Below are 20,227 nucleotides of genomic sequence, written 5' to 3' on the forward strand. Positions count from 1 at the left end.
AGTTGGGGCAATTGACGCCGATGCTGTCACAAGGGTCTCCACAACAGCAGGAGCAATGTTCGTGCAATCAGCACAGTTGGATATCGGGTAAAAATCAAGTCGCTTGACACCTAGGATGCCCCATTCATCAGGGTGTATTATTTTTTTTCTGCACGCATTAATCATGGTTTGCGATCGCAAAACCATTGCTTGCTACCGATTGAGAACAGCCAAAAGCAGCCTCAACAAGCAAAGTCACGAAGAGCACAAAAAAGCAGTAATTTGACCGAAAAAGTCAGGCATTTGCAGGATATTTACAGGCATTTGCAGGTAAAGTGCACCCCCTGCAAATACCTGCACTTGCCTGACTTTATACTGCAAACGCCTGACTTTATACTGCAAATCCCTGACTTTAGCGCTCCACAACAATTAGCTATTTTTTAGCGTTTTTAACAACAAGTGAATTGACTTAATAGTCAAGTTACGGTATGGTAAGTTGAATTAAAAATCAAATTTCAGAAGTGCGAAAAAATTGGCAGCGTAGCAGCCGTTATGTCAGCCTTGGCAGTTGCATAAATTGCTGTTGTCGGACTCGCGCTTTGCAATCGGCTAAACTGTTGGTATGAAGGCAGGTTAAGAGCAGACCCTAATACGGTGTCTTAATGGCGAGAGCGTCTGTGATCGTTGCAATTAGGTCAAGGAAATCAAATTTACCCATCTAGGACTTAGAAGTGCTACTGCTAGGTCAGGAGATGAGACAGACGCTAGAGAGTTGGCGATCGACCTAACTAGGACAGGATGCGGAATGACTGCCAGGTTTTGTAGCTACCAAAACGCCTGTCATTAAACTTCAGCTTTTCGCTCGCAGCCTGCGTGGTCTCAACTTGTGATCGAAATTCCACCAACTGTTGAACCTGTTGAACCTTCAGCTTTTCGCTCGCAGCCTGCGTGGCCTCAACTTGTGATCGAAATTCCACCAACTGTTGATTTTGAGCCCGTACCTTTTCTAATTCGTTTTCGTGCCTAATTTTCAGAACGAGGTTGCTTGCATCTGCTGCACGTACACTGCTGGGAATGCTGGTTCCCAGGTCTAGAGAGACGGCGATGTGTGTCTTGTTAGTAACCATTTTGTTGATGTTTGTAATTTTGTTCTGTGTTTAATATCAACAAAGATTTATCAGGATAGGGCTTTTTCCTAATATCGAAGCGACGCGCGAGCAACCAGACACTCATTAGGCGACCGGCTCACGCGCTGCCCGTTGTGCGGATGGTTTCTAAGATGGCCTCGACTGTTTCAGGGGAATACTTCGGCATTGAGTGCGCTAACGATATGTGTGCCCATATTAGCCCACCGGCCCCGGCTTTCTGGGGAGTACCCATCTCTAGTGGGGTGCCGGTGTATCCCTGTAAAAATTTGCAAGATTGGTTTGCGCCACCTCATCTGCCGGAAACAGGCTTTCAATCCGCAGTTCCTGCAACGTGATGTCATGAGGAGTACCTAACGTGGCGATCGCCGAAAATAAGTTAAGGCTCAGTCCGTCTTTGACAAACTGTACCGTCAACAAGGGTAGTTGCCAGGTGCGGGGTAGAGATTGCTGCCACAAGCGGGGGGCATCTGGATAAGCTTGTAGTTCTTGAAAAAGAGCCATAGATTCGTCGCTATGTCCATCGACGAACGCTTCTCGATACACCCGTTGCATCAGATGGCTAGCAATTTCTTCCCAATTCCCCACAAACGGCTTGAACCCTTGAGGATGAAACATCAGCCGCATCAGATTAATCCTGCCGTTGATGCAGAAATGGTGTTGCAGCTTCTCTGGATGAACTAACCAATTGGTAAGCTGTTGCGCGGCTGTATTGCTCTGGATTAAATTCCAATAACGATCCATTACTAATGCCGGATAGGGTTCTTGCTGGCGCAAGATAAACTCTATGGCTTTGCGGATCGGTTCAACTTCAGGCGCTGATAAATCGCTTTGGGAATAAATCGGCGCAAAGCCCGCCGCCGTGAGCATGATGTTTTGATCGCGCAGAGGAACATGTAGCACAGCCGCCAGTTGCAGTACCATATCCCGGCTGGGATTAGCTCTGCCTGATTCTAAGAAGCTGATATGCCGCTGAGAGACATTGCCAGCTAAAGCCAAATCGAGTTGACTCAAACCGCGTTGATTGCGCCAGTGTTTGAGCAGATTCCCAAAGGATGCGTCTCGGTTTGGAGTTGATTGCGTTGAGGTTGAAGCGCTCGCCATTTTACTATCCTTATTACCTCGTAGGTAATTGTTTATATTATCTCGGAGGGTGACAATCAGAGCAACAGGGTTGATGACGAACTTTTACGCTTCGCCAAACCAAGTCCCTGTTGAAGTGCTGATAACAAAAGGAAAGTGAACCTATGTCCAATGCAACTTATCTACAGCGGCAACTACCTACATCCAAAAAATTTCTGTCAACCCAATCGCTTTATCTGCTGCTAACGATTATTGGTGCGATCGCGCCTTGGAGCTTTCTGCTGAAGTTCTTTCTCCAGAATGGTCTTGATCTCGATTTATTTTTCCAGAATGCGTTCGCTAATCATGTCGCTTCTGCCGTAGCAATAGATTTGCTCATTTGTGCAGATGTCTTCTTCTGTTTTTCATTTATTGAGCTAAAGCGATTAGGTTTGTCTCGTCGCTGGTTGTTTGTTTACGTTGTCGCTACTTTTGGCATTGGTGTATCTTGTGCTTTGCCTTTATTTTTATATTGGCGCGAACGAGCGTTAGAAACCCTAAAGTTTGAGCATTAAGCTCTACGTAAAGACTTTCTGACTACAGCTCCGCGTTATCGTCTTACCAACAGTTTTTATGGTCGAGTAAAGGGAGTAATAATGGAAAGAAGAAGGGGAAGAAAACCATGCTTAAAAACCTAGGATTGAAGGAGCGACTTATCAAAGATAATTGCACAAGCTATAGACCCTAAAAAATCATGTGTGGTCAAGTTTGAAAAACCTCTTTGTATCCGTTGGCTAGCTCAAACTCCAAGGGTGGGAGAAGATAAAGTTCCGCTTTTATGTATATGCTCGCAGATGGTAATGCAGGGATTTTGATCTATTTCACCTGTTTTTCCTGCACATTACTACCTTTCTTCGTCCGAAAACCCATACAGTGTTTACTTGAACCACTTATTGAGCAAGCCCTAGTTAGTTAAGTATATTTGTCCATCATACCATAAATGTGCAACGCCCAACGCCCAAGTTCTAGGATGTGCCGATTACTCCATGATTCATGGCATCATTCATCAACGCCGCATTTCTTTCTCGAAATCGCAGTGTGAAAATGCTACCCGTACCCAATTTACTTTGCACAGTCAGGCTACCGCCATGTGCTAAGGCTATAGCTTGCGCTATCGCCAATCCCAATCCCGAGCCGCCAGTAACGCGATCGCGTGAACTGTTAACTCGATAGAAACGATCAAAAATTTGCTTTTGATCTTCTGCTGCAATCCCACACCCTGTATCTTGAACATGAATCACAACTAAATGGTCATTTTTTTCTAAAATAACCGTTACTTTGCCACCAGGTGAAGTGTATTGAATGGCATTGACAATTAAATTAAAAACTAAGCGATAAAGCTGGTTAGAATCACCAATAATAGTCAATGGCTGATGCACCGGCAATTCCGATGTTAGCGCTACCTCTCTGGCGATCGCCATTGCTGCCAATTCCTCGACTAAATCGCTAACCAAGTCATTTAAACAACACAATTGAGGGCGATCGGGTATCGGTTGATTATCCATCCGCGCCAACAGCAACAAATCAGCCACTAACTGAGTCAATCTGCGGTTTTGGCGCTCTACAGTTCGCAAAATTTCCCGCGCTTCTTTTTCATCCAATTCAGACATCAACAGCCCGGATTCTACTGTCGCTTGAGAGGCGGCTAAAGGCGTTCGTAGTTCGTGAGCGGCATCCGCTGTAAACTGTTGAATTTGTCGGTAGGAAGCATAAATTGGTTTCATTGCCAATCCTGCCAGCCACCAACTAGAAAAGCCTACCAAGATTAACGCAGTAGGCAATCCCAACTTTAAAACTAATTTGACTGTACTGAGATAATCGTTGAAGTCTTGCAAGCTCCGCCCCACTTGAAAGTATCCCCAATTTTTCTGATTTTGAGTATGCAGTGATACAGAAATTTGGTGATAAATATTGCCTTTGCTGTCAGTAATGGTTTGCCAGTGTTGTGAGTTAAAAGTCCCTAGCAATTCTTTGGGATAAGCGCCTGCTGTAGCAATCAAATTTCCTGACTTATCAAATAAACGGATATAGTAATAGCTTTGGTTGATAGCGCTTAAAGTATGGCGGCTTGGCAACTGTTCTTTAATGCCGTTAACTCCAATTACGCGGAGGTTGGGCAAAAGTTCATTGACTATTGGTTCCAGGCGTCCGGGCTGCTGCAATTTGATTTCTAGGCTGTCATGTAGCGTTCCCGCTACCGATTCTAATTCCCGGTCTAGGGCTACCCAGTGAGCGTGGGCGATCGCCCTATATACACCAAATCCCAACAAGCTTAAAATCAAACCCATTACTGCTGCATAGGAAATGGCTAATTTCCAGCGAGTCCGATTAAATAGTTTATTTTGATTCATCTTTCCTAATAGGTAATTGGTAAGTGTTAAAGTGTTAATAGGTAATTGGTCAGGACATAACTCTCATTTATTGCAGTAAATTGTTTCAAAAATTGAGCAACAAAAGATAGCACTCTTCCGACTTTTTCAGCTTTTAGCCTTTAAGTAATAGCAAATTTTAAATTGCAATTTTCTCGAATTTATTCAAGTTAATTGCAATTTAAAATCCCTAACTGCCAGCTACCTTTAGTAGGTTTGAATTAAAACTGTACCGAGTGGTACTTCTGCGTTTATTCCCGCCATTTTACCAGAGATAGCGTACATCCAACTCCGACTGTAACCAGGAGTGTGAATGCCCCGCATATCAATCGATATGGTGGTATCAGGAGAAACAGGTTGGGAGAAAACCACTGTCGCTTTTCGGTTATTAACAGAAACTTGAGACTCGATTTTTTGACCAGATTGATTTGTTACGTCAATTCCGCTACGCATTTTCACATCATCCGGTAAATCAATTGTAAGTGCCGAAAGAGGTTTTCCCTGAACGTGAACTTCAAAATGATGAGTAGCACCCTGAAAGCGAGCGCTATTGGGATGGGCTCCGCTGTGAATCAGGTGAGAAATATTAGCATTTCGCATCGCTCCTCCCGCAACAGTAGCGGGGGCATTATATGACAACAAGAAGGTGAATGCAGTGGCGTAAACTAACTTTTTCATGGCGATGCTCCTCAAATAATTAACTCAATGGACTCGGCATTAATGGGTCTAAAAGCCCTGAAATAAATCCAGGTAAGATGTCAGTCGCTTAGGAAATTAACCTCCAAAAGCATTTACCACCGTGGGAGAGTTTGAATATTGGCCGTACCAACTTTACTGTCTGAACTCTGACCCACTTTCTTGGCATAAACGCGGTATATATAATTACGCGGGTAGATGGAAGCCTCAACCTCAAGCATAGAAATTGTCAGCACAGTCCCGGCAACTACAGGTTTGGAGAAAACTACCATTGCTTTTCCACCTTTAACAGAAGTTGTTGCCTCAATCTTTTCACCGGATTGCCTGCTTACTTCAATACCCTTGATTCGCAGTGAGGGCAACTGAATTGATAGTTCTGAAATGGCTTCTCCCTCAACGTGAACGTCAAAATCGTGGAAGGCTCTCCAAGTTGGGTAGTCAGGATAGGAACGGCCTCCGACAATGTGAGGTGATTGGGAATCTCCCGGTATTCCTGTTGCTTTTGCTGCGGAGATAGAAGAGGCAATAATTAGGGCAAATGCTGCACTAATGCTAATTAATTTTTTCACGACTGCACTCCTTGAAAACTAACGTTTGGCTTATTTCTTAGTTTGATACGTATGGATGAAACCAGGATGAAAGATCGGCCGTAACACCTGATTTTTTTATTGATAGCTGCGAACCCGTGCTATACCGAGGAGAATGTCTGTATTGTCGCCAACTAATGTAGCAGTAAGTTGGTACATCCAAGCGTTAGAAACTCCAGAAATTATTACTTTATTCATGGTAATTTTGATTGTGTTTTCGGGAGAAAGAGGTTGGGAGAAGGTTAGTATAACTTGATTGCTGTTGACAGAAACCTTAGTGTCAATTTTTTGACCTGAATCGTCAGATATACTGATATCATCCCTGACAGTTAACCCCGCAGGAACGCTAATTTTTAATTGAGAAATAGCCCTAGTTCCTTGAGGAATGTGTAGCCGGAAAGTATGCCTGACGATTCTTGCCTTAGTTTCCGGAAATTGTACTGAACTATCAATGTGAGGAAAATTCTCGGCGCCTGTTCTGGTGCTCGCATGGACAGCAGGAACTAAAACTGCGGCTGACAGAGCAAATACAGCACCGTAAATGAGTGTTCTCATAGTTTTGACTCTCTAGGAAATTAAGTACAGTACGCCAACCTACTTCAACATTCATATTTGAAGAGTTAGCTTCTTATTAACTAGATTGACAGCTAATTATGAAATCAAGATGAAATATGAACCAGTGAGAGGTGAATTTTAATAGCAAACAAGCGCTTTACTCTCTTACTTGGAAATGAAATGAACCCAGAAATTTCCATCTGCCATACAAACGCGACGGATTAAATCATAGGAATAGTGAAGATAAGCTCCATTGGCATTGTTGTTATACCCGCTAGCAAACCATTCTCCATAAGGATCGTGAACAATCAAGCCAGTTTCGTCATATCCAACTACGGGCAGAATATGACCGAAAGAAGTAAAATAGCCATGTATGACAGTTGGGTTTCCATCTACTAACCAATCTTTAACTTCCTCAAAGGTCGCATTCTCTTTAAAGGTATCTTGAGCACCATACTCTCTGACAATTTTTGCCAAGTCGTAGGGGTTCCAGCGACTGTAACCTTTGTTGAGTGCATATGCGTAGAGTTCGTCCTCAAATTGACCGATCGTGTCCCGGCGCGGTTTGTTGAGGAACTGCAAGCACATTGCCATTGATGTGACATTGCAAGCACCAGTCGGATTATAGTAATTATCCAGTTGGTATTTGTAAGGAAAATTAGCAAGTTGAAAGCTCTTAGGCTTAGTTTTTGGATAAATTACCTTTCCTTCTTGTAAAATTTGGACGTGCGACCTATAGACATACCAGATTTGAGAATTTTTAAAGGAATCTTTTCGCAAAGCTACTCGGATGTGATCGCGAACCATTTCATAAGAGACAAGCTCCAATACTTTCCCCGTTTCAATTTTTTGTTTCTCTGCATCTGATAAATTTAACGCATAGATAGGTCTAGCCTTGAGAACTGTCTCATTAACTATCTTGAGGACAGGAGGTGGAAATTTGAGATCCGATGGCTTGGCTTCAATAAGTTTCTCGGCTGTTTTTGCTCCGATAAATCCTGGTTCATCAGTGCACTGAATCAGCTTGTGAAATCGATTGAGAGCCGCAGTAGAGACTGGACTAAAGATGCCGTTGGCTGGAGGGTCTAGCAAACCTAAGTCGATGAGACGAATTTGGATTTGGCGAGTTAGCTCTTTATCGGCAGCGATCGCCTTTACATCCACTTTCTTATTGGTTCCTACAATGTTTTGGAGTTTCATAATTAATTTATTGAATATTGGAACTAAATGTTAAACCCATTTCCCCATTTTCGATCGCCTCGCCCCCACGGATGTTGCGTAAATCCAGATTAAATTCCCAGAATGTACTGACTGTAATTCTTGGGTAAAAGTTTTTGCAACAGGTAAATAATCCCAAAACAAACTAGCAAATCTACCGTCACTAAAACTCCGAGCTTGAGCAGTGGCTCGGCAGAATACATAAATTTATAAGACGCTAAATTAACATAGTTTACTACCATCACATCTAGCAGGTATATAGGAAAGGAGTAAGCCGCCAATATTTTGACTAATTTCGATAGTTTACTGGGAAGTATGATGCTTTGAGAAAATGCCAATATCGACAGTACGAACCAAATTGCGTATCCTTGAGTAGATAGTTTAAAAAACGATCGGGCAAACCAGGCATCCGAATTCACTTCACTGAGTAGGTAAAATTCCCAAATACTCGCTAGATAGAACAAGATAGTTGCTGCTAAAATAAGCATTCTTTGGCGCTGAAGGTATCCTTGAATGTTGTCATAGCAACTGCCAAGAACTAAACCAGTGGAAAACGGCAAAATCCAACTAAAAATCCAGCGCTCTATCAGCGGTATAGGTATGGAAGGTAAGTATTTGAAAGCAACTAAGTAAAAGACTATGGTAAAAGCTATTTGAATGGTGAAACCCAAAGCCAAAACTTTTCGGGGCTCAAAAAATTTTAATTTAACTAGAATCCACCACCACAAATAGCATTGAACAATCACAACTATAAAGTAATAGGGGGGCAGCACAGAACCTGTCAGCACATCTCTAACTAATCCAAGTAAATCAAATCGTTTGAGGTTGCCCAAATTATTTAAAATGTAGAAGGCTACTGACCAAAAAAGATAGGGCGGTATAATTCTCGACAGCCTTTTCTTTAATATCAGCGTCGGGTTATTTTGATTTTCAAGCTTGTTGGTAAGAAAAAAACCGCTGATCAGTAAAAATGCAGGTACGCAGAAAAGCTGGAGTGTATCGATCGAAATAAATAGAATTCTGCGATCGGGTAATGACAAAAAACCAGCATGAATAATCACAACACTGACGATCGCCAAAGCTCTGATTAAATCGAATTCAGCAAACCTAGTAGATGCTTTTTGCATTGTAAAAACAGGGGTAGTGATGGTAGCCACACTCGGCTGCAAACGATATTTGTCAAGGGTTTCAGTCTTAAGTTGACACCTGCGGGCAGTGACGTATCCCTACTACTTGGCGGGTGCAACACCAGAAACGTTACATTCTGATTAGACAGCGTTTAACCGCGCTCAACTTAAGGTTTACATTCCTAAATGAAATCAGGATGAAAATTTTAATATTGATGCGACTTATAGTGCAGGTAAATAGCTCATCTCTGACAGCAATCCGGTATGCTATCATAAAATTGCCGAATTACCCTACTGTGAAAATGACAGAATGAAACTTATAAAAATGAGCGAGCAAAAATTAAAAAACCCAATTCTCCTATGGATGGGTATGGGGATAGCAATGCTGGCGTGTTGCCTTGTGCCTATGGCTGCTTTCTTCTTTCTAAACGGAAGTTGGCGGGCATTAGTTGGTCACGACAACAAACAGCCCGCCAGCAACCCGTCAACCAGTCAACCGCAGATTCAACCTACTAAAAAGTCTACCGAGTGAAGGTGAATCGACCGTCTACCTTTTGACCGTTAATATCAGCAGTAATCTTCATCTGATACTGACCTACAACTTTTCCAGGCAGGAAAGCTGTATAGTGCTGGTCTTTCTGGTCATAAGTGAAGGTAACAGTCTTTTGAGTGCGATCGGGCATCTGAATTTGACCGGTTATCTTCGCATTAGGTATTGTCTGGTGGTTGTCGCCTCTTTGCAAATAGAAATCCAGGTGAGTTTGAGTGGCTTCTTTCTCGACCACCAACTCTAAATGATAAGGCCCTGATTCAACGACTTGACCGCCTTTGTTTTGAGCGGCGGCTATCTCTGTTCTTGTAATGGGTTTTGAAGACGAGACGGCAGAACTGTTGGCTGAAGTAGCAGCTTGGCTGTTGTTACTTCCAACTCCCAAAAATATTAGCCCCACAGTACCCAGAATAATTAAACCTGACTTTACTGTTTTCATGGTCTTTCCTCGTTTGATTAGGGATTTTGTACTCTTATAAATTTCCGAGCATTGACTTTCATTAATGCTAGAGCATCTAAATGATTATTCCTTCTATTCCTCGCTCAACCGGATAATCTTGGTAATTTAGACTATTCATTTTGCGAGAAAGCTGTGCTGCTTATCCTGTGTTTAAATCATTTTAGGGGATTTCCGATCAATTGTAAGAAAACTTGCATTCTATTGATTGAAGCTAAAACGACCGTCAACTTTTTCTCCGTTAATATCCGCAGTCACTTTCACGGGATAACTTCCTGCATCTTTGCCTGGAAATACAACGGCGTAATGTTTGCCATCAGCATCGTATTTGAAGTCCAGCGTTTGCTGCTCTCCATTCGGAGACTGCACTTGTGCCGTCACTTTTGCATTAGGAATCGGTTCGTGGGTATCGCCTTTTTGCAAATAAAGATCTAAGTGAGTTCCGCTATCCTCTTTCAGAGTTAAAAGTTCTAGGTGGTAAGGTCCAGACTCGACAACTTGACCTCCTTTAGATGGTTTGGGAGGTTCTGTTTTAGCAGATGCTGCAGGAGAAGCGGCCGAACTGGAAGTATTAGGTTGAGAGGCAACAGGAGCGGATGTTGGGCTGCTGTTTGGGCCGGTTCCTTGGTCGCTTTTGCTGCAAGCTCCCAAAAACAGCAATCCGACACTGCCTAGAATAACTAAGCTTGACTTGAGCGCTTTCATTCGATTTATTTTTTGGGTACAATAATTAGAATATGACACCCAAAAATGAAATCTGGATGAAATCTTCAGACTTTCATACAGGTATTCGGATCGTGACCTCGGAAATTCAATATTTTTATCATTTTTAATCTTTCCCCCCCTTGACTCTATAGCCGACTTGAGGGTTTATGCTATATATAGTTTCCCAAAGAAACTTTTCGATCCTAGATTCCCCGGTAAAAATTCATGATTAAAGCAACTCAGACTAAACGCTTCACTCTTGCAGCTTTGACGGCAGTTCTCCTGACAGCAGGTACAGCCGCGGTTGTCTTTGCCGCCGGCCCCTGTACTACTCCTACTCCTGACTGCCCTCAAGCTAATTGCGATAAATAATCCTTATTTTCCCCGGTGTGTAGATTACCTCACGGATTTTTAACAGGGATAAGCAAGAGAATATCCGACAGCAGCACGATCTCAATTTTGAGTGACTGCTGCTTTTTTTTTCAATATTATTTTGGACAAGATAGAGTATTTTATCGAAAAATTGGATGACTATAACCACTACACAAAACTGAAAGTGGCTATCACTATAATGATTGGGTTCAAACTTGCCTAAAACTGCTATGAAAAAATTTGGAACAGAATCCTTAGAACAGCAGCTACTAAAAAGTCGTTCAACAATTATACTTACTCACATCAAATCTGGTAGCTAGTTTTCTAATTGCTCTTTTACCCTGCTTCTCGAATAGTGCGATCTTGCTTGTGTGCACACTACATATAGTGTGCACACAAGTAAGTGCTGAGATAGTATAACACCCTGGCGGGGTGACAACCCCGCCAACTGTAATCGACAATTAAAGGGACGGCGATGGAGAAACTAATGATGATGCCAAGAAGTAAATACTGATTAGCGATCTCTCAAAATTTTGATGGTTTACTCCATGCGATCGAGGATGTCTTACGCCTTGCGTCCGGCGCAGCCTTGGCGGTTGCTATAATTGTTTGCGTAAATTGAACGCGAGACAGGATACTTCTATTGTTAAAGAAATAATCATCGCGCTCGCAGCCGCAATTGCACCCGATGCCCCAAGCTGAACTGCACCGAACGCAACTAAAAGCAATATAGTCGTGCCAATCCAAGTTGCATAATTCAGACCTTTGGTTTGACCTGCCCCGACCAAAAAACCTTGAGTAGCATTTTGCACCGCCACCAGAAGGGGTACAAACGCGCACAACAGCAATACGGGACGGATACTCTCAACCAGGGCTTCATCGTTGCCGATAAAACTTTGCACAACCTGCAACCCAAATGGCGTTGTACTACCTAAAAACAACAGTAGCGAACAAAATCCACCCACACTGAGAGCAAATGCAATTAATTGGCGATCGCTCACTCGATCTCGATTTTTGATAATCACCTGTTGCACCATGCGAGTCGCATTGGCAATCACCAAAACCAATCCCCAAGCCGCAGGCCAAGCCGCCAATGCAATATTAGCGTCTTGGGCGCGGGCAATAATTCCCACCAGGACAGCACGTCCACCCCAGACTACTAACATTGAAGAGCCTAAAGGCCAGTAGAAATTCCACACACTTTTGAGATTGGTGGGTAGCTTTAACTCAGAATCAATGGGTCGAGGCAGACGAGTGGCTCCTAGCCGGTGCGCCGCAATGGTTACAACCAGCGCCTCTGAGAGAACCCCCGCGATCAAAGCAGTCCCCGCCAGCACTGCGCCTGACATTTTCAACACAAATCCGCCCCATAACGTTAGGGCTACAATTAACAAACGAACCATGCTAGCTTTGGCAACCGCCTGAGAATGACCTGTGTGGATGAGCAATCCTTGAAAATAACGCCGCCACGCGATCGCCAAAGGCCAGAGAAACATTAACGTCAACACAGTCTGCACCGTCTGCCGCAATTGGGGTGGAATTCCTAACAGCGTCCCCCCCAGCGTGGCGAAAATAAACGGCAGCGTCAGCAGCAACAGTAACGCACTCAGTCCGCCGCCTGCTAAAAGCGTAAATCGCCACAAGGCGCGACGCGATCGCCCATTCGGTGCAAGGGCATTCGAGGCGTGCAGAATCATAATAATCGGACTTTCAAAAAAGACCGCGAGGGCTTTGGCAATGCCCACGGCTGCCAAATTCACCCGTGCATCGGGTAAATGAGCTAGGGCAGCCGTCATCATCGGATCGCCAAAAGCCATTGCCACATCGCTGAGGGAGAGGGGAATAAATTGCCGCCATAAATCTAGCAGACCGATTTTAGACGGACTTGGAGAAGCCTTTAAGGTCATTGTTTATACAGGTTGTTGCTGTCGCACGAGGGTAAGAGGGACGCTTTGAAGGGCGTTAATTGTAGCGGTGAGGGCTTTTTGTTCCAAGATTTCAATCCCTTGCTCGGACAGCCATTCTGGATTGTAGACTGTTTCGAGATAGCGATCGCCCCGATCCGGGTTCAACAGTACCATGCGTTGAGAATGGCGATGCTGCTGGCTGTAAGCTAGGGCAGCGGCAACGATAGCGCCTGTGGATGCTCCTAACAACAAGCCTTCTCGACGTGCCAGGGCATGACAAACAGAAAAGGCAATGCGATCGTTCACAGAATACGCTGCATCCAGTGCCATTGGATCAAAATTGGGCGGTACAAAAGATAACCCCAATCCTGTCATTTTATAGGGGTGAGACGGCGTGCCAAAAATAGCCGAACCTGCCACATCTACGCCGACAATTCGAGTTTGGGGATGACGCTGTTTAAAATATCGGCTAATTCCCGCCAATTGTCCCGCCGTACTAACGCCAATAACGATAACATCTGGTGCTACGGGAAAAGCCTGTTCGATTTCGCGAGCAGTAAATTGCTCGTGGGCAGTTGGGTTTTCGGGATTGCGGTGCTGGCAAGGATACCAGGCACCAGGAATGGTTTCGGCGAGTTCTTTGGCTTTTTTCATCCTCGCAACTTGCATCGATCCATTGGCATCTGCCGCACTCAGGGGGACATCTACCAATTCTGCTCCATAGGCAGCCAGCATTCGCCGAATCGGGGGCGGTGTTTTACCATCGATGACAATCATCACGCGATAGCCTCGCGCTGCACCAATCATTGCTAAACCAATGCCGAAATTACCCGAACTAGATTCAACAATTGTGCCGCCGGGGGCGAGTAACCTGGTACGTTCTGCGTGTTGAACCAGACATACAGCATTTTTCTCTTTAATGCTGCCACCGGGATTACAGGATTCTAATTTGAGATAAAATTCGTGATGCTGACAGAGTTCGCTCACGCGATTGAGACGAACAATGGGAACCTTTCCAATTGCCTGGGTGATATCGCCAGCTAGGGATGATTTCAGCGCTGTTTGTAGAAGTTGAATCATTGATTTAGATCCTTCAAAATACACGGTAGTTAGTCCTGGTCATCTATCTTGCTTGCCTGCGGAAAACTTTAGTATCCGAGCGCGAGATCATGCTTATCAATAAGCCAGAAGCCCTCTTTGCCTAATTACAAGCTTGCAACGCCACAATCAGGGTAAACGCATCTAATTTCTAAATTCCCATGTATAGCTTCTGAGTAGAGACAAAAGCGCTATAGGTGGAAAATTAGATCCTTCAAAATACACGGTAGTTAGTCATGGTCATCTATCTTCCTTGCCTGCGAGAAATTTCAGCATTTGAGCGCGAGATTATGCTCATCAATTAGCCAGAGGGCATCTTTGCCTAATTACAAGCTTGCAACGCCAGAATGAAATTGGGGTGAAATAAGTCAGGTTCATTGATTTAAAAAATTATAGGAAAGAGCGCAGGTATAAGTGGTTTTTATATTTCAGGGATAAGCAAGAGAATATCCGACAGCAGCAGTAACTCAAAACAGAGTTACTGCTGCTTTTTGAGTCACTAGAATTATGGACAAAATAAAATATTTTATCCGCCCAAATTGGGTAAGTATAAACAGCACAAAAAAGTGAAACTGGCTATCGCTATAATGATAGGGTTCCAATTTACCTAGAACTGCTATGACAAAATTTGAAACAGAATGCCTAGAACAGCACCTACTAAAAATAGGAAAACTAGCAAAGCAAACTGGTGTTACTGTAGGCACCCTGCGATACTATGAAAGCCTAGGGTTACTGGAACCTGCCTTACGCAACAGTAGCGGTTATCGTTACTACACAGCCGATGCTGCCAGACAAGTGCAATTTATCAAGAAAGCTCAAAGACTCAACTTTTCTCTTCAAGAAATTCAGCAAATTTTGGCCTCTCGCCGTCAAGGAATAACAGCTTGTCCGCTAGTGCAAGACTTATTAAGTCGCAAAATAGATTTCTTTGAGGAGGAAATTCAGCGCATGAGTGCGTTCAAAGCTGAGTTGGAAGCTTATAAAAAACTTTGGACAAATCGAACTTCAGACAATCCCGATAGCGAGGAACTTTGCACTTTGATTGAGGGAGTTAAGTAGGATTGATCAGTTCGCTATTTCAGCTTTAATTACCTTCCCGTCTTCAATAACTGGCTGAGGTTGTTGAGGTCGTAAAATTTTACCAAATTTAGCATACAAAGCTGGCAAAACTAACAGAGTCAAGGCAGTAGAAGTAAACAATCCTCCTAAAACTACTACTGACAAAGGTTGCAAAATTTCCTTTCCGGGGCCGCCTTCTAAGACTAAAGGTGCTAAACCTAAAGCTGAAGTTGAAGCCGTCATCAAAATAGCATTGAGCCGTTCCATCGAGCCTTTAATAATTGCTTCCTTAAAAGGCATTCCCTCGGCAAATTTAGTGTTGTAGTTGTCTACTAATAACAAGCCATTGCGGGTGGCAACGCCAAATAAAGTGACAAAACCCACTAAAGAAGCTACAGAGATGATGCCGCCAGTCAAAGCTACAGAAATTACTCCTCCCACTAATCCGAGCGGTAAATTAATCATAATCATCGCAGTTGAAGGAATTGACTTGACGGACAAGTACATCAATACTGTAATTACAAGAAAAGAGATCGCACTAAATATCATAATATTTTGGGAAGCTCTTTGTTCTGCTTCAAATTGACCGCCGTACTGGATAAAATAGCCAAAAGGCAACTGTACCTCTCGTTTGACTTTAGCTTGAATTTCATTCACAACCGATCGCAAATCTCGACCTTTAGCATTAGCCGCTGCCACAATCAACCGAGAAACATTCTCGCGGTTAATCGTATTTGGGCCAGTACCGTATTTTACAGTAGCAACTTGGGCGAGGGGAATCTTGTTGCCACTTGGAGTATCAACCAACAAATTCTGAATAGTTTCTAAGTTATTTCGGGCTTCAGGCTGCAACCAAACAACTAAGTCAAAAGTTTGCTGCACCTCCAAAACTTGAGAAACAACTTTGCCGTTTAAAGCTGTCTCAATTAATTCAGAAAGCTCTCCAATTTTTAAACCGTATCTACCCGCAGCTTGACGGTTAAAATTAATTTGAATTTGTTGCACTGGCACCTGGGGTTCGAGTTGCAAGTCTACAATTCCTTCAACAGTTTTCATTTGCTCTTCAACTTTGGCACCGATGCTGCGAAGCTGATCCAAATCCGGGCCAAAGATTTTGACAGCAATCTGACTTCTGACACCAGATAAAACCTCATCCATCCGGTGAGAAATAAAACCGCCGATATTTGGTGCAACTCCCGGCAATTTAGCAAATTCCTGCCGCAACGCCTCCAAAGTTTTCGGCCTGTGTTCCATGCCCTCCTCGCTCAAACCGATATCAATGTGAGCTAAATTGACTCCCGCAGCATCAGCATCTCCCGGAGCTCTGCCCGATCGCACTTGCACGTATTCAAACCTGGTATCATCCTTAAGTGCATCTTCGATCGCAAAAGCCGCGCTATCTGTTGTTTCCAAAGACACCCCCGGATAAAGCAGAATAGTATTTACCAAAGTTTGCTCCTGAAACTCGGGTAAAAACACCCGTCCAAAAGATGGCAAAATAATTAATGCAGCCACCATACTAGCAGCAGCTAAAGCTAAAATTATCGCCGAATAGCGCATTGACAATTCTATAAAAAAATGATAGATACGCTTGCAAAATCTCGGCAGCCAAGGTTCCTCGGAACTCATGCGTTTGGCAGGCAACAAGATAGCACAAAGGGCTGGAGATATTAACAGCGATTCCAGACTAGAAATCACCACAACTACCAAATAAGTAATCCCCATCGGCGTAAAAATTCGACCTTCTACACCGGGCAAAGTAAAAATAGGAGAAAACACAACAATCCCAATAACAGTCGCTCCAATTAACGAATCGCGCACCTCTTGACTGCCGTCAAAAATCACATCCATTACCGGACGCGGATTAAGAGAAGACCTATTTTCTCTCAAGTTGCGGTAGGTATTTTCGGCATAGACGATCGCATCGTCGATCGCAGTGCCGATCGCCACCGACAAACCCCCTAAAGTCATCGTATTCAGCCCCAGCCCCAGCCAATACATCGCCAGCAGCGCGAACAGCCAAGTCAGAAAGAAATCCAGCAAAACAACCGCGAGAGTGCGCCAATTCATCAAAAACGGGATCAGGATGATGGTAACAATGATGCTGCCTTCAACTAAAGCCGATCGCACATTCTCCACCGAGGAATTAATATATTCTTCCTGGCGAAAAGTCACAGTAACTTTAATATCTTTTGGCAGAGCTTGCTGCACCTCAGCCATTGCTGCCTCAACCGCTTTAGTTACCGTCGGAGTATCAGCAACGGGCTGTCTGTTTACCATCACAATCACAGCTTTTTTGCCGTTAAAACTGCCATCTCCCCGCTTGATTGCAGCACCAATCTTGACATCAGCGACATCAGCAATTCTGACGGGTGTTCCGTTGCGAGAGGCGATCGCAGATTGCTGCAAATCTTCCACAGACGCAATCCGCCCCACCCCCCGGATTAAAGTTTCTCGATCCGGCGTAATTAAATACCCCCCCGGCGCGTTAACATTCGCAGCCGCTGTCGCTTCGGCAACTTCCTGCAACGACACATTAAAAGCTTTCAACTTTGCAGGTTCTACTAATACTTGATACTGCCTCTGATCGCCGCCGTAAGCCACCACTTGAGCAACGCCAGTCACAGCTAGAAGGCGATTTGTGACTTGCCAATCCACCAGACGGCGCACTTCCATCAAAGGAGTAGTTTCCGAGGTAAAAGCATAGGTAATAACAAGGCCTACCGGTGAAGTTGTCGGAGAAATTTGTGGTGCTTCTACTCCTGCGGGAAGCTTGCTTTGAGCTTGCTGCAACCTTTCTGTTATCAACTGGCGGGCTTGGTAAATTTCAGTTCCCCAATCAAAGATTACCTTAACGGCAGAAAGACCTACAGCGGAAGACGATCGCACTGCTGTCACCCCAGGAGTTCCGTTAATTGCACTTTCGATCGGCAGTGTTACTAAAGACTCGATTTCTTCCGGCGCCAGCCCCGGTGCTTCCGTCTGAATTTCGACTTGCGGGGGTGCAAAAGGAGGAAAGACATCAAGGGACATTTGGGGGATGATATACAATGTCCAAAGACTAACAATAATGGTAGCGATAACAACTAGCCAGCGGCGGTTAATTACCCATCTGAGAATAGTGCTGAACATTTTATTATTTTGGAGTTAATATAGCGGTTCTCAAGCGTGGTGAGGTATGGGGGCGAGTCTTATGCCTATGCCCTATGCCCTATGAGCACCTCATTTTACTGAGAAAGGCTATAGATAGATACTTCTGCAAACTAAATTGCTATATTCACGCAATTGTTTACTTCAAACTCTTGACTTCTTTCTCTTGAGCTTTAACGTGATGGTTGTTATTGTGTAACAGCAGTTCATTGTGCAACGGCGATGCAGAGTCGGAAAAACTATTGTTTCCGGCATTGTTTCCAGAATCCGCTGCTAATGCTGGCAATTTGCGCCGATTTCCCAACAACACGCCGGCTGTGAAAGTCAGGGATGTGATCGCAACTGCTCCCCCTATTCCCGTCCACCAGAAAGAGACGGGTAAATTATTAAAATTAACCTCTGCTACCTTTGGAATTGCCTCTTTCTTTTCCTCGTCTTTTGAGGGCTTGCTGCCGCCCCGCAAAGATTGTGCGTAAAGTTGAGGTGCTCGCTGCGTTACTATCAAATCTCCCTCAAATAAACCACTCTTAACTTCAACTAAATCTCCGGCCGTTTGACCCAGTTCAATTTCAACAGCTTGATAAGCATTGCCATTTTGGACGTAAACAGTTTTTTTACCGCTAACATCCACTACCGCAGCACTCGGAATTGCTAAAATATTTGTGGCAGTTTTGTCTGTTAAAATCTCCAACTCAGCAAACAGTCCTGGCTTTAATTCGCCGTTAATATTATCTATTTCTGCTTTCACCGGCACAACCCGCGTTTCTCCTTCGACGGATGACCCAATGAAGGCGATTTTTCCATTGAAAATGCGATCGGGTAAATTAGCGACTTTTACCCTGACTACCTGACCCTGTTTTACTTTATTCAGGTCTTTTTCGTAAATATTGGCTGTGGCAAAAACGCGGCTGTCATTTAACAGACTCATCAACGGTTTTTCAGCGTTTACTGACTCTCCTAGAGTGATTTCGCGATCGGCTACCGTCCCGGAAATCGGAGCAACTACGGTAACGAGTCCTCGATCGTTGGCAGCAGTTCCTAATTGTTGCAGCCGCGCTTGATAGGGTGCGTCAGCCAAACGAATGCGCGACTGAGCAACTTGGACGGCAGTTTTGCCGCGTTTAACTTGGTTCTCGGCTTCTAGGACTTCCCGGCGGCTCTGAGCTCTGGTAAGTTGAGCTTTTGCTTCTGCAACCATGCCTTGAGATTCCCGCAATTCCCGCATTGGGAGGTCTACTTCGGCTTGTTTAATTTCGGTTTGAGCTTGGATAACTTCAGGACGGCTTTTTGCCTTAGCAACAGTGGCTTGTGCTTCGGCGAAGTGCGCTTGCGATTCCAGCATTGTGCGCCGCGCGATCGCCCCTGATGCCGCTAATTCTTTGTCGCGCTCAAACTGTTCTTTAGCAACAGTTAATTCTGTTTCTGCCCGCGCTATTTCGGCTTGCGCTATTTCAACTTGGCGCTGATAGTTTTCTTTAGCGGCTTGCACAACTGAACGCTTGTTTACTAATTCTTGTTCTTGCTGGTACTGCTTAGTTGCCGCCGTCAATTGGGTTTTGGCTTGGGCGATTTCTGCTGCGGATATTTGAAGTTGGCGATCGTAATTTTCTCGTGCTAGTTTTAAATCTCCTTGTGCTTGCTGCAAATCTGCCTCAGCTTCGGCACGTTTCGAGAGAGATTCAACCCGCAATTGTCCTAATTCTGAACTCGATAAAACCGCAACCAGTTGACCTTTTGATACTTTGTCCCCAGGCTTAACCAGCAACTCTACTACTTTGCCAGCAACCGGAGCCGTAACTTCTACTTTTTCGTTGGGTAAAGTTTCAATTTGTCCTGTGGTTTTGATGCCGATATCTAGTCGCTGGCGAGCGGCAGGGGAGACTTTAATTCCTAATCGTTTTGCTGTTTCGGCATCGACAGAAATAGCAGTAGGAGTTTCAGTTGTTTCGCCACTGTGCTTAAATTCATCTCCGTGTCCCGCGTGGGCAAAAACGGGGGTGGACTCGATGAATAACAAAAGAGTCAGGAGTATTCCCGAAAAGTGAACTATGGGTGCTGAGGAGCGGACACGGCGGTAGTATTGCATGATTGAGTAGGGGAGAATCTGAACTCAAAGATCAGTTTTGCAGAT

The 20,227-nt window shown here is 44.3% G+C and carries 19 protein-coding genes; 4 read left to right on the forward strand and 15 right to left on the reverse strand.

Annotated elements, in window-relative coordinates; translation table 11 throughout:
• Positions 1 to 234: 234 nt before the first annotated feature.
• The 3 genes from QUB35_RS15520 to QUB35_RS15530 form a co-directional block, all read right to left on the reverse strand.
• Complete coding sequence (locus QUB35_RS15520) at positions 235 to 408, reverse strand: hypothetical protein (protein ID WP_333142745.1); 174 nt, start codon at positions 406 to 408, stop codon at positions 235 to 237.
• A gap of 359 nt (positions 409 to 767) precedes the next feature.
• Positions 768 to 1,106, reverse strand: coding sequence for a hypothetical protein (locus QUB35_RS15525; RefSeq protein ID WP_333142746.1), 339 nt, complete (start codon positions 1,104 to 1,106; stop codon positions 768 to 770).
• Between the two features lie 255 nt (positions 1,107 to 1,361).
• Positions 1,362 to 2,228, reverse strand: a complete 867-nt coding sequence (locus QUB35_RS15530; protein ID WP_333142747.1) for a helix-turn-helix transcriptional regulator — start codon at positions 2,226 to 2,228, stop codon at positions 1,362 to 1,364.
• A gap of 143 nt (positions 2,229 to 2,371) precedes the next feature.
• Between QUB35_RS15530 and QUB35_RS15535 the strand changes: the two genes are divergently transcribed.
• A complete protein-coding gene (locus QUB35_RS15535; RefSeq protein ID WP_333142749.1) occupies positions 2,372 to 2,761 on the forward strand; it encodes a DUF2834 domain-containing protein in 390 nt (129 codons plus the stop codon).
• Positions 2,762 to 3,211: 450 nt separating this feature from the next.
• On the opposite strand, the gene rppB is transcribed toward QUB35_RS15535, so the two are convergent.
• The 6 genes from rppB to QUB35_RS15565 form a co-directional block, all read right to left on the reverse strand.
• Positions 3,212 to 4,597, reverse strand: a complete 1,386-nt coding sequence (gene rppB / locus QUB35_RS15540; protein ID WP_333142750.1) for a two-component system sensor histidine kinase RppB — start codon at positions 4,595 to 4,597, stop codon at positions 3,212 to 3,214.
• A gap of 225 nt (positions 4,598 to 4,822) precedes the next feature.
• Positions 4,823 to 5,293 carry a DUF2808 domain-containing protein gene (locus QUB35_RS15545; RefSeq protein ID WP_333142751.1) on the reverse strand — a complete coding sequence of 157 codons (471 nt, stop codon included), beginning with the start codon at positions 5,291 to 5,293 and terminating at the stop codon, positions 4,823 to 4,825.
• A gap of 113 nt (positions 5,294 to 5,406) precedes the next feature.
• Complete coding sequence (locus QUB35_RS15550; RefSeq protein ID WP_333142752.1) at positions 5,407 to 5,880, reverse strand: hypothetical protein; 474 nt, start codon at positions 5,878 to 5,880, stop codon at positions 5,407 to 5,409.
• Between the two features lie 96 nt (positions 5,881 to 5,976).
• On the reverse strand, positions 5,977 to 6,453 hold the full coding sequence (locus QUB35_RS15555) for a DUF2808 domain-containing protein (protein ID WP_333142753.1): 477 nt from the start codon (positions 6,451 to 6,453) through the stop codon (positions 5,977 to 5,979).
• A 165-nt stretch (positions 6,454 to 6,618) separates the two neighbouring features.
• Positions 6,619 to 7,653, reverse strand: a complete 1,035-nt coding sequence (locus QUB35_RS15560; RefSeq protein ID WP_333142754.1) for a C39 family peptidase — start codon at positions 7,651 to 7,653, stop codon at positions 6,619 to 6,621.
• Between the two features lie 89 nt (positions 7,654 to 7,742).
• Positions 7,743 to 8,798, reverse strand: a complete 1,056-nt coding sequence (locus QUB35_RS15565) for an acyltransferase (protein ID WP_333142755.1) — start codon at positions 8,796 to 8,798, stop codon at positions 7,743 to 7,745.
• Between the two features lie 310 nt (positions 8,799 to 9,108).
• On the opposite strand from QUB35_RS15565, the gene QUB35_RS15570 reads away from it, so the two are divergent.
• Positions 9,109 to 9,330 (forward strand): hypothetical protein, encoded by a 222-nt coding sequence (locus tag QUB35_RS15570; RefSeq protein WP_333142756.1) that lies wholly within the window; start codon positions 9,109 to 9,111, stop codon positions 9,328 to 9,330.
• On the opposite strand, the gene QUB35_RS15575 is transcribed toward QUB35_RS15570, so the two are convergent.
• Both QUB35_RS15575 and QUB35_RS15580 read right to left on the reverse strand, forming a co-directional pair.
• Positions 9,320 to 9,787 carry a hypothetical protein gene (locus QUB35_RS15575; RefSeq protein WP_333142757.1) on the reverse strand — a complete coding sequence of 156 codons (468 nt, stop codon included), beginning with the start codon at positions 9,785 to 9,787 and terminating at the stop codon, positions 9,320 to 9,322. The two genes, QUB35_RS15570 and QUB35_RS15575, sit on opposite strands and share 11 nt — an antisense overlap.
• A gap of 219 nt (positions 9,788 to 10,006) precedes the next feature.
• On the reverse strand, positions 10,007 to 10,510 hold the full coding sequence (locus tag QUB35_RS15580) for a hypothetical protein (protein WP_333142758.1): 504 nt from the start codon (positions 10,508 to 10,510) through the stop codon (positions 10,007 to 10,009).
• Positions 10,511 to 10,735: 225 nt separating this feature from the next.
• Here QUB35_RS15580 and QUB35_RS15585 point away from each other — a divergent pair, with 225 nt between their 5' ends.
• Complete coding sequence (locus tag QUB35_RS15585) at positions 10,736 to 10,882, forward strand: hypothetical protein (RefSeq protein WP_015211800.1); 147 nt, start codon at positions 10,736 to 10,738, stop codon at positions 10,880 to 10,882.
• Between the two features lie 599 nt (positions 10,883 to 11,481).
• On the opposite strand, the gene QUB35_RS15590 is transcribed toward QUB35_RS15585, so the two are convergent.
• Both QUB35_RS15590 and QUB35_RS15595 read right to left on the reverse strand, forming a co-directional pair.
• On the reverse strand, positions 11,482 to 12,789 hold the full coding sequence (locus QUB35_RS15590; RefSeq protein WP_333142759.1) for a hypothetical protein: 1,308 nt from the start codon (positions 12,787 to 12,789) through the stop codon (positions 11,482 to 11,484).
• A gap of 3 nt (positions 12,790 to 12,792) precedes the next feature.
• Positions 12,793 to 13,869 (reverse strand): cysteine synthase family protein, encoded by a 1,077-nt coding sequence (locus QUB35_RS15595; protein WP_333142760.1) that lies wholly within the window; start codon positions 13,867 to 13,869, stop codon positions 12,793 to 12,795.
• A gap of 636 nt (positions 13,870 to 14,505) precedes the next feature.
• Here QUB35_RS15595 and QUB35_RS15600 point away from each other — a divergent pair.
• The gene (locus QUB35_RS15600; RefSeq protein ID WP_333142761.1) at positions 14,506 to 14,946 is read left to right on the forward strand and encodes a heavy metal-responsive transcriptional regulator; all 441 of its coding nucleotides are present in this window, start codon (positions 14,506 to 14,508) and stop codon (positions 14,944 to 14,946) included.
• A gap of 6 nt (positions 14,947 to 14,952) precedes the next feature.
• Here the strand turns inward: QUB35_RS15600 and QUB35_RS15605 are convergent, their stop codons facing one another.
• Positions 14,953 to 18,078: an efflux RND transporter permease subunit gene (locus QUB35_RS15605; RefSeq protein WP_333142762.1), complete on the reverse strand. Its 3,126-nt coding sequence runs from the start codon at positions 18,076 to 18,078 to the stop codon at positions 14,953 to 14,955.
• 157 nt (positions 18,079 to 18,235) lie between these two features.
• On the reverse strand, positions 18,236 to 20,182 hold the full coding sequence (locus QUB35_RS15610; RefSeq protein WP_333142763.1) for an efflux RND transporter periplasmic adaptor subunit: 1,947 nt from the start codon (positions 20,180 to 20,182) through the stop codon (positions 18,236 to 18,238).
• Positions 20,183 to 20,227: the final 45 nt, after the last annotated feature.

The organism is Microcoleus sp. B13-B6 (assembly GCF_036705405.1).
Taxonomy (GTDB): Bacteria; Cyanobacteriota; Cyanobacteriia; order Cyanobacteriales; family Microcoleaceae; genus Microcoleus.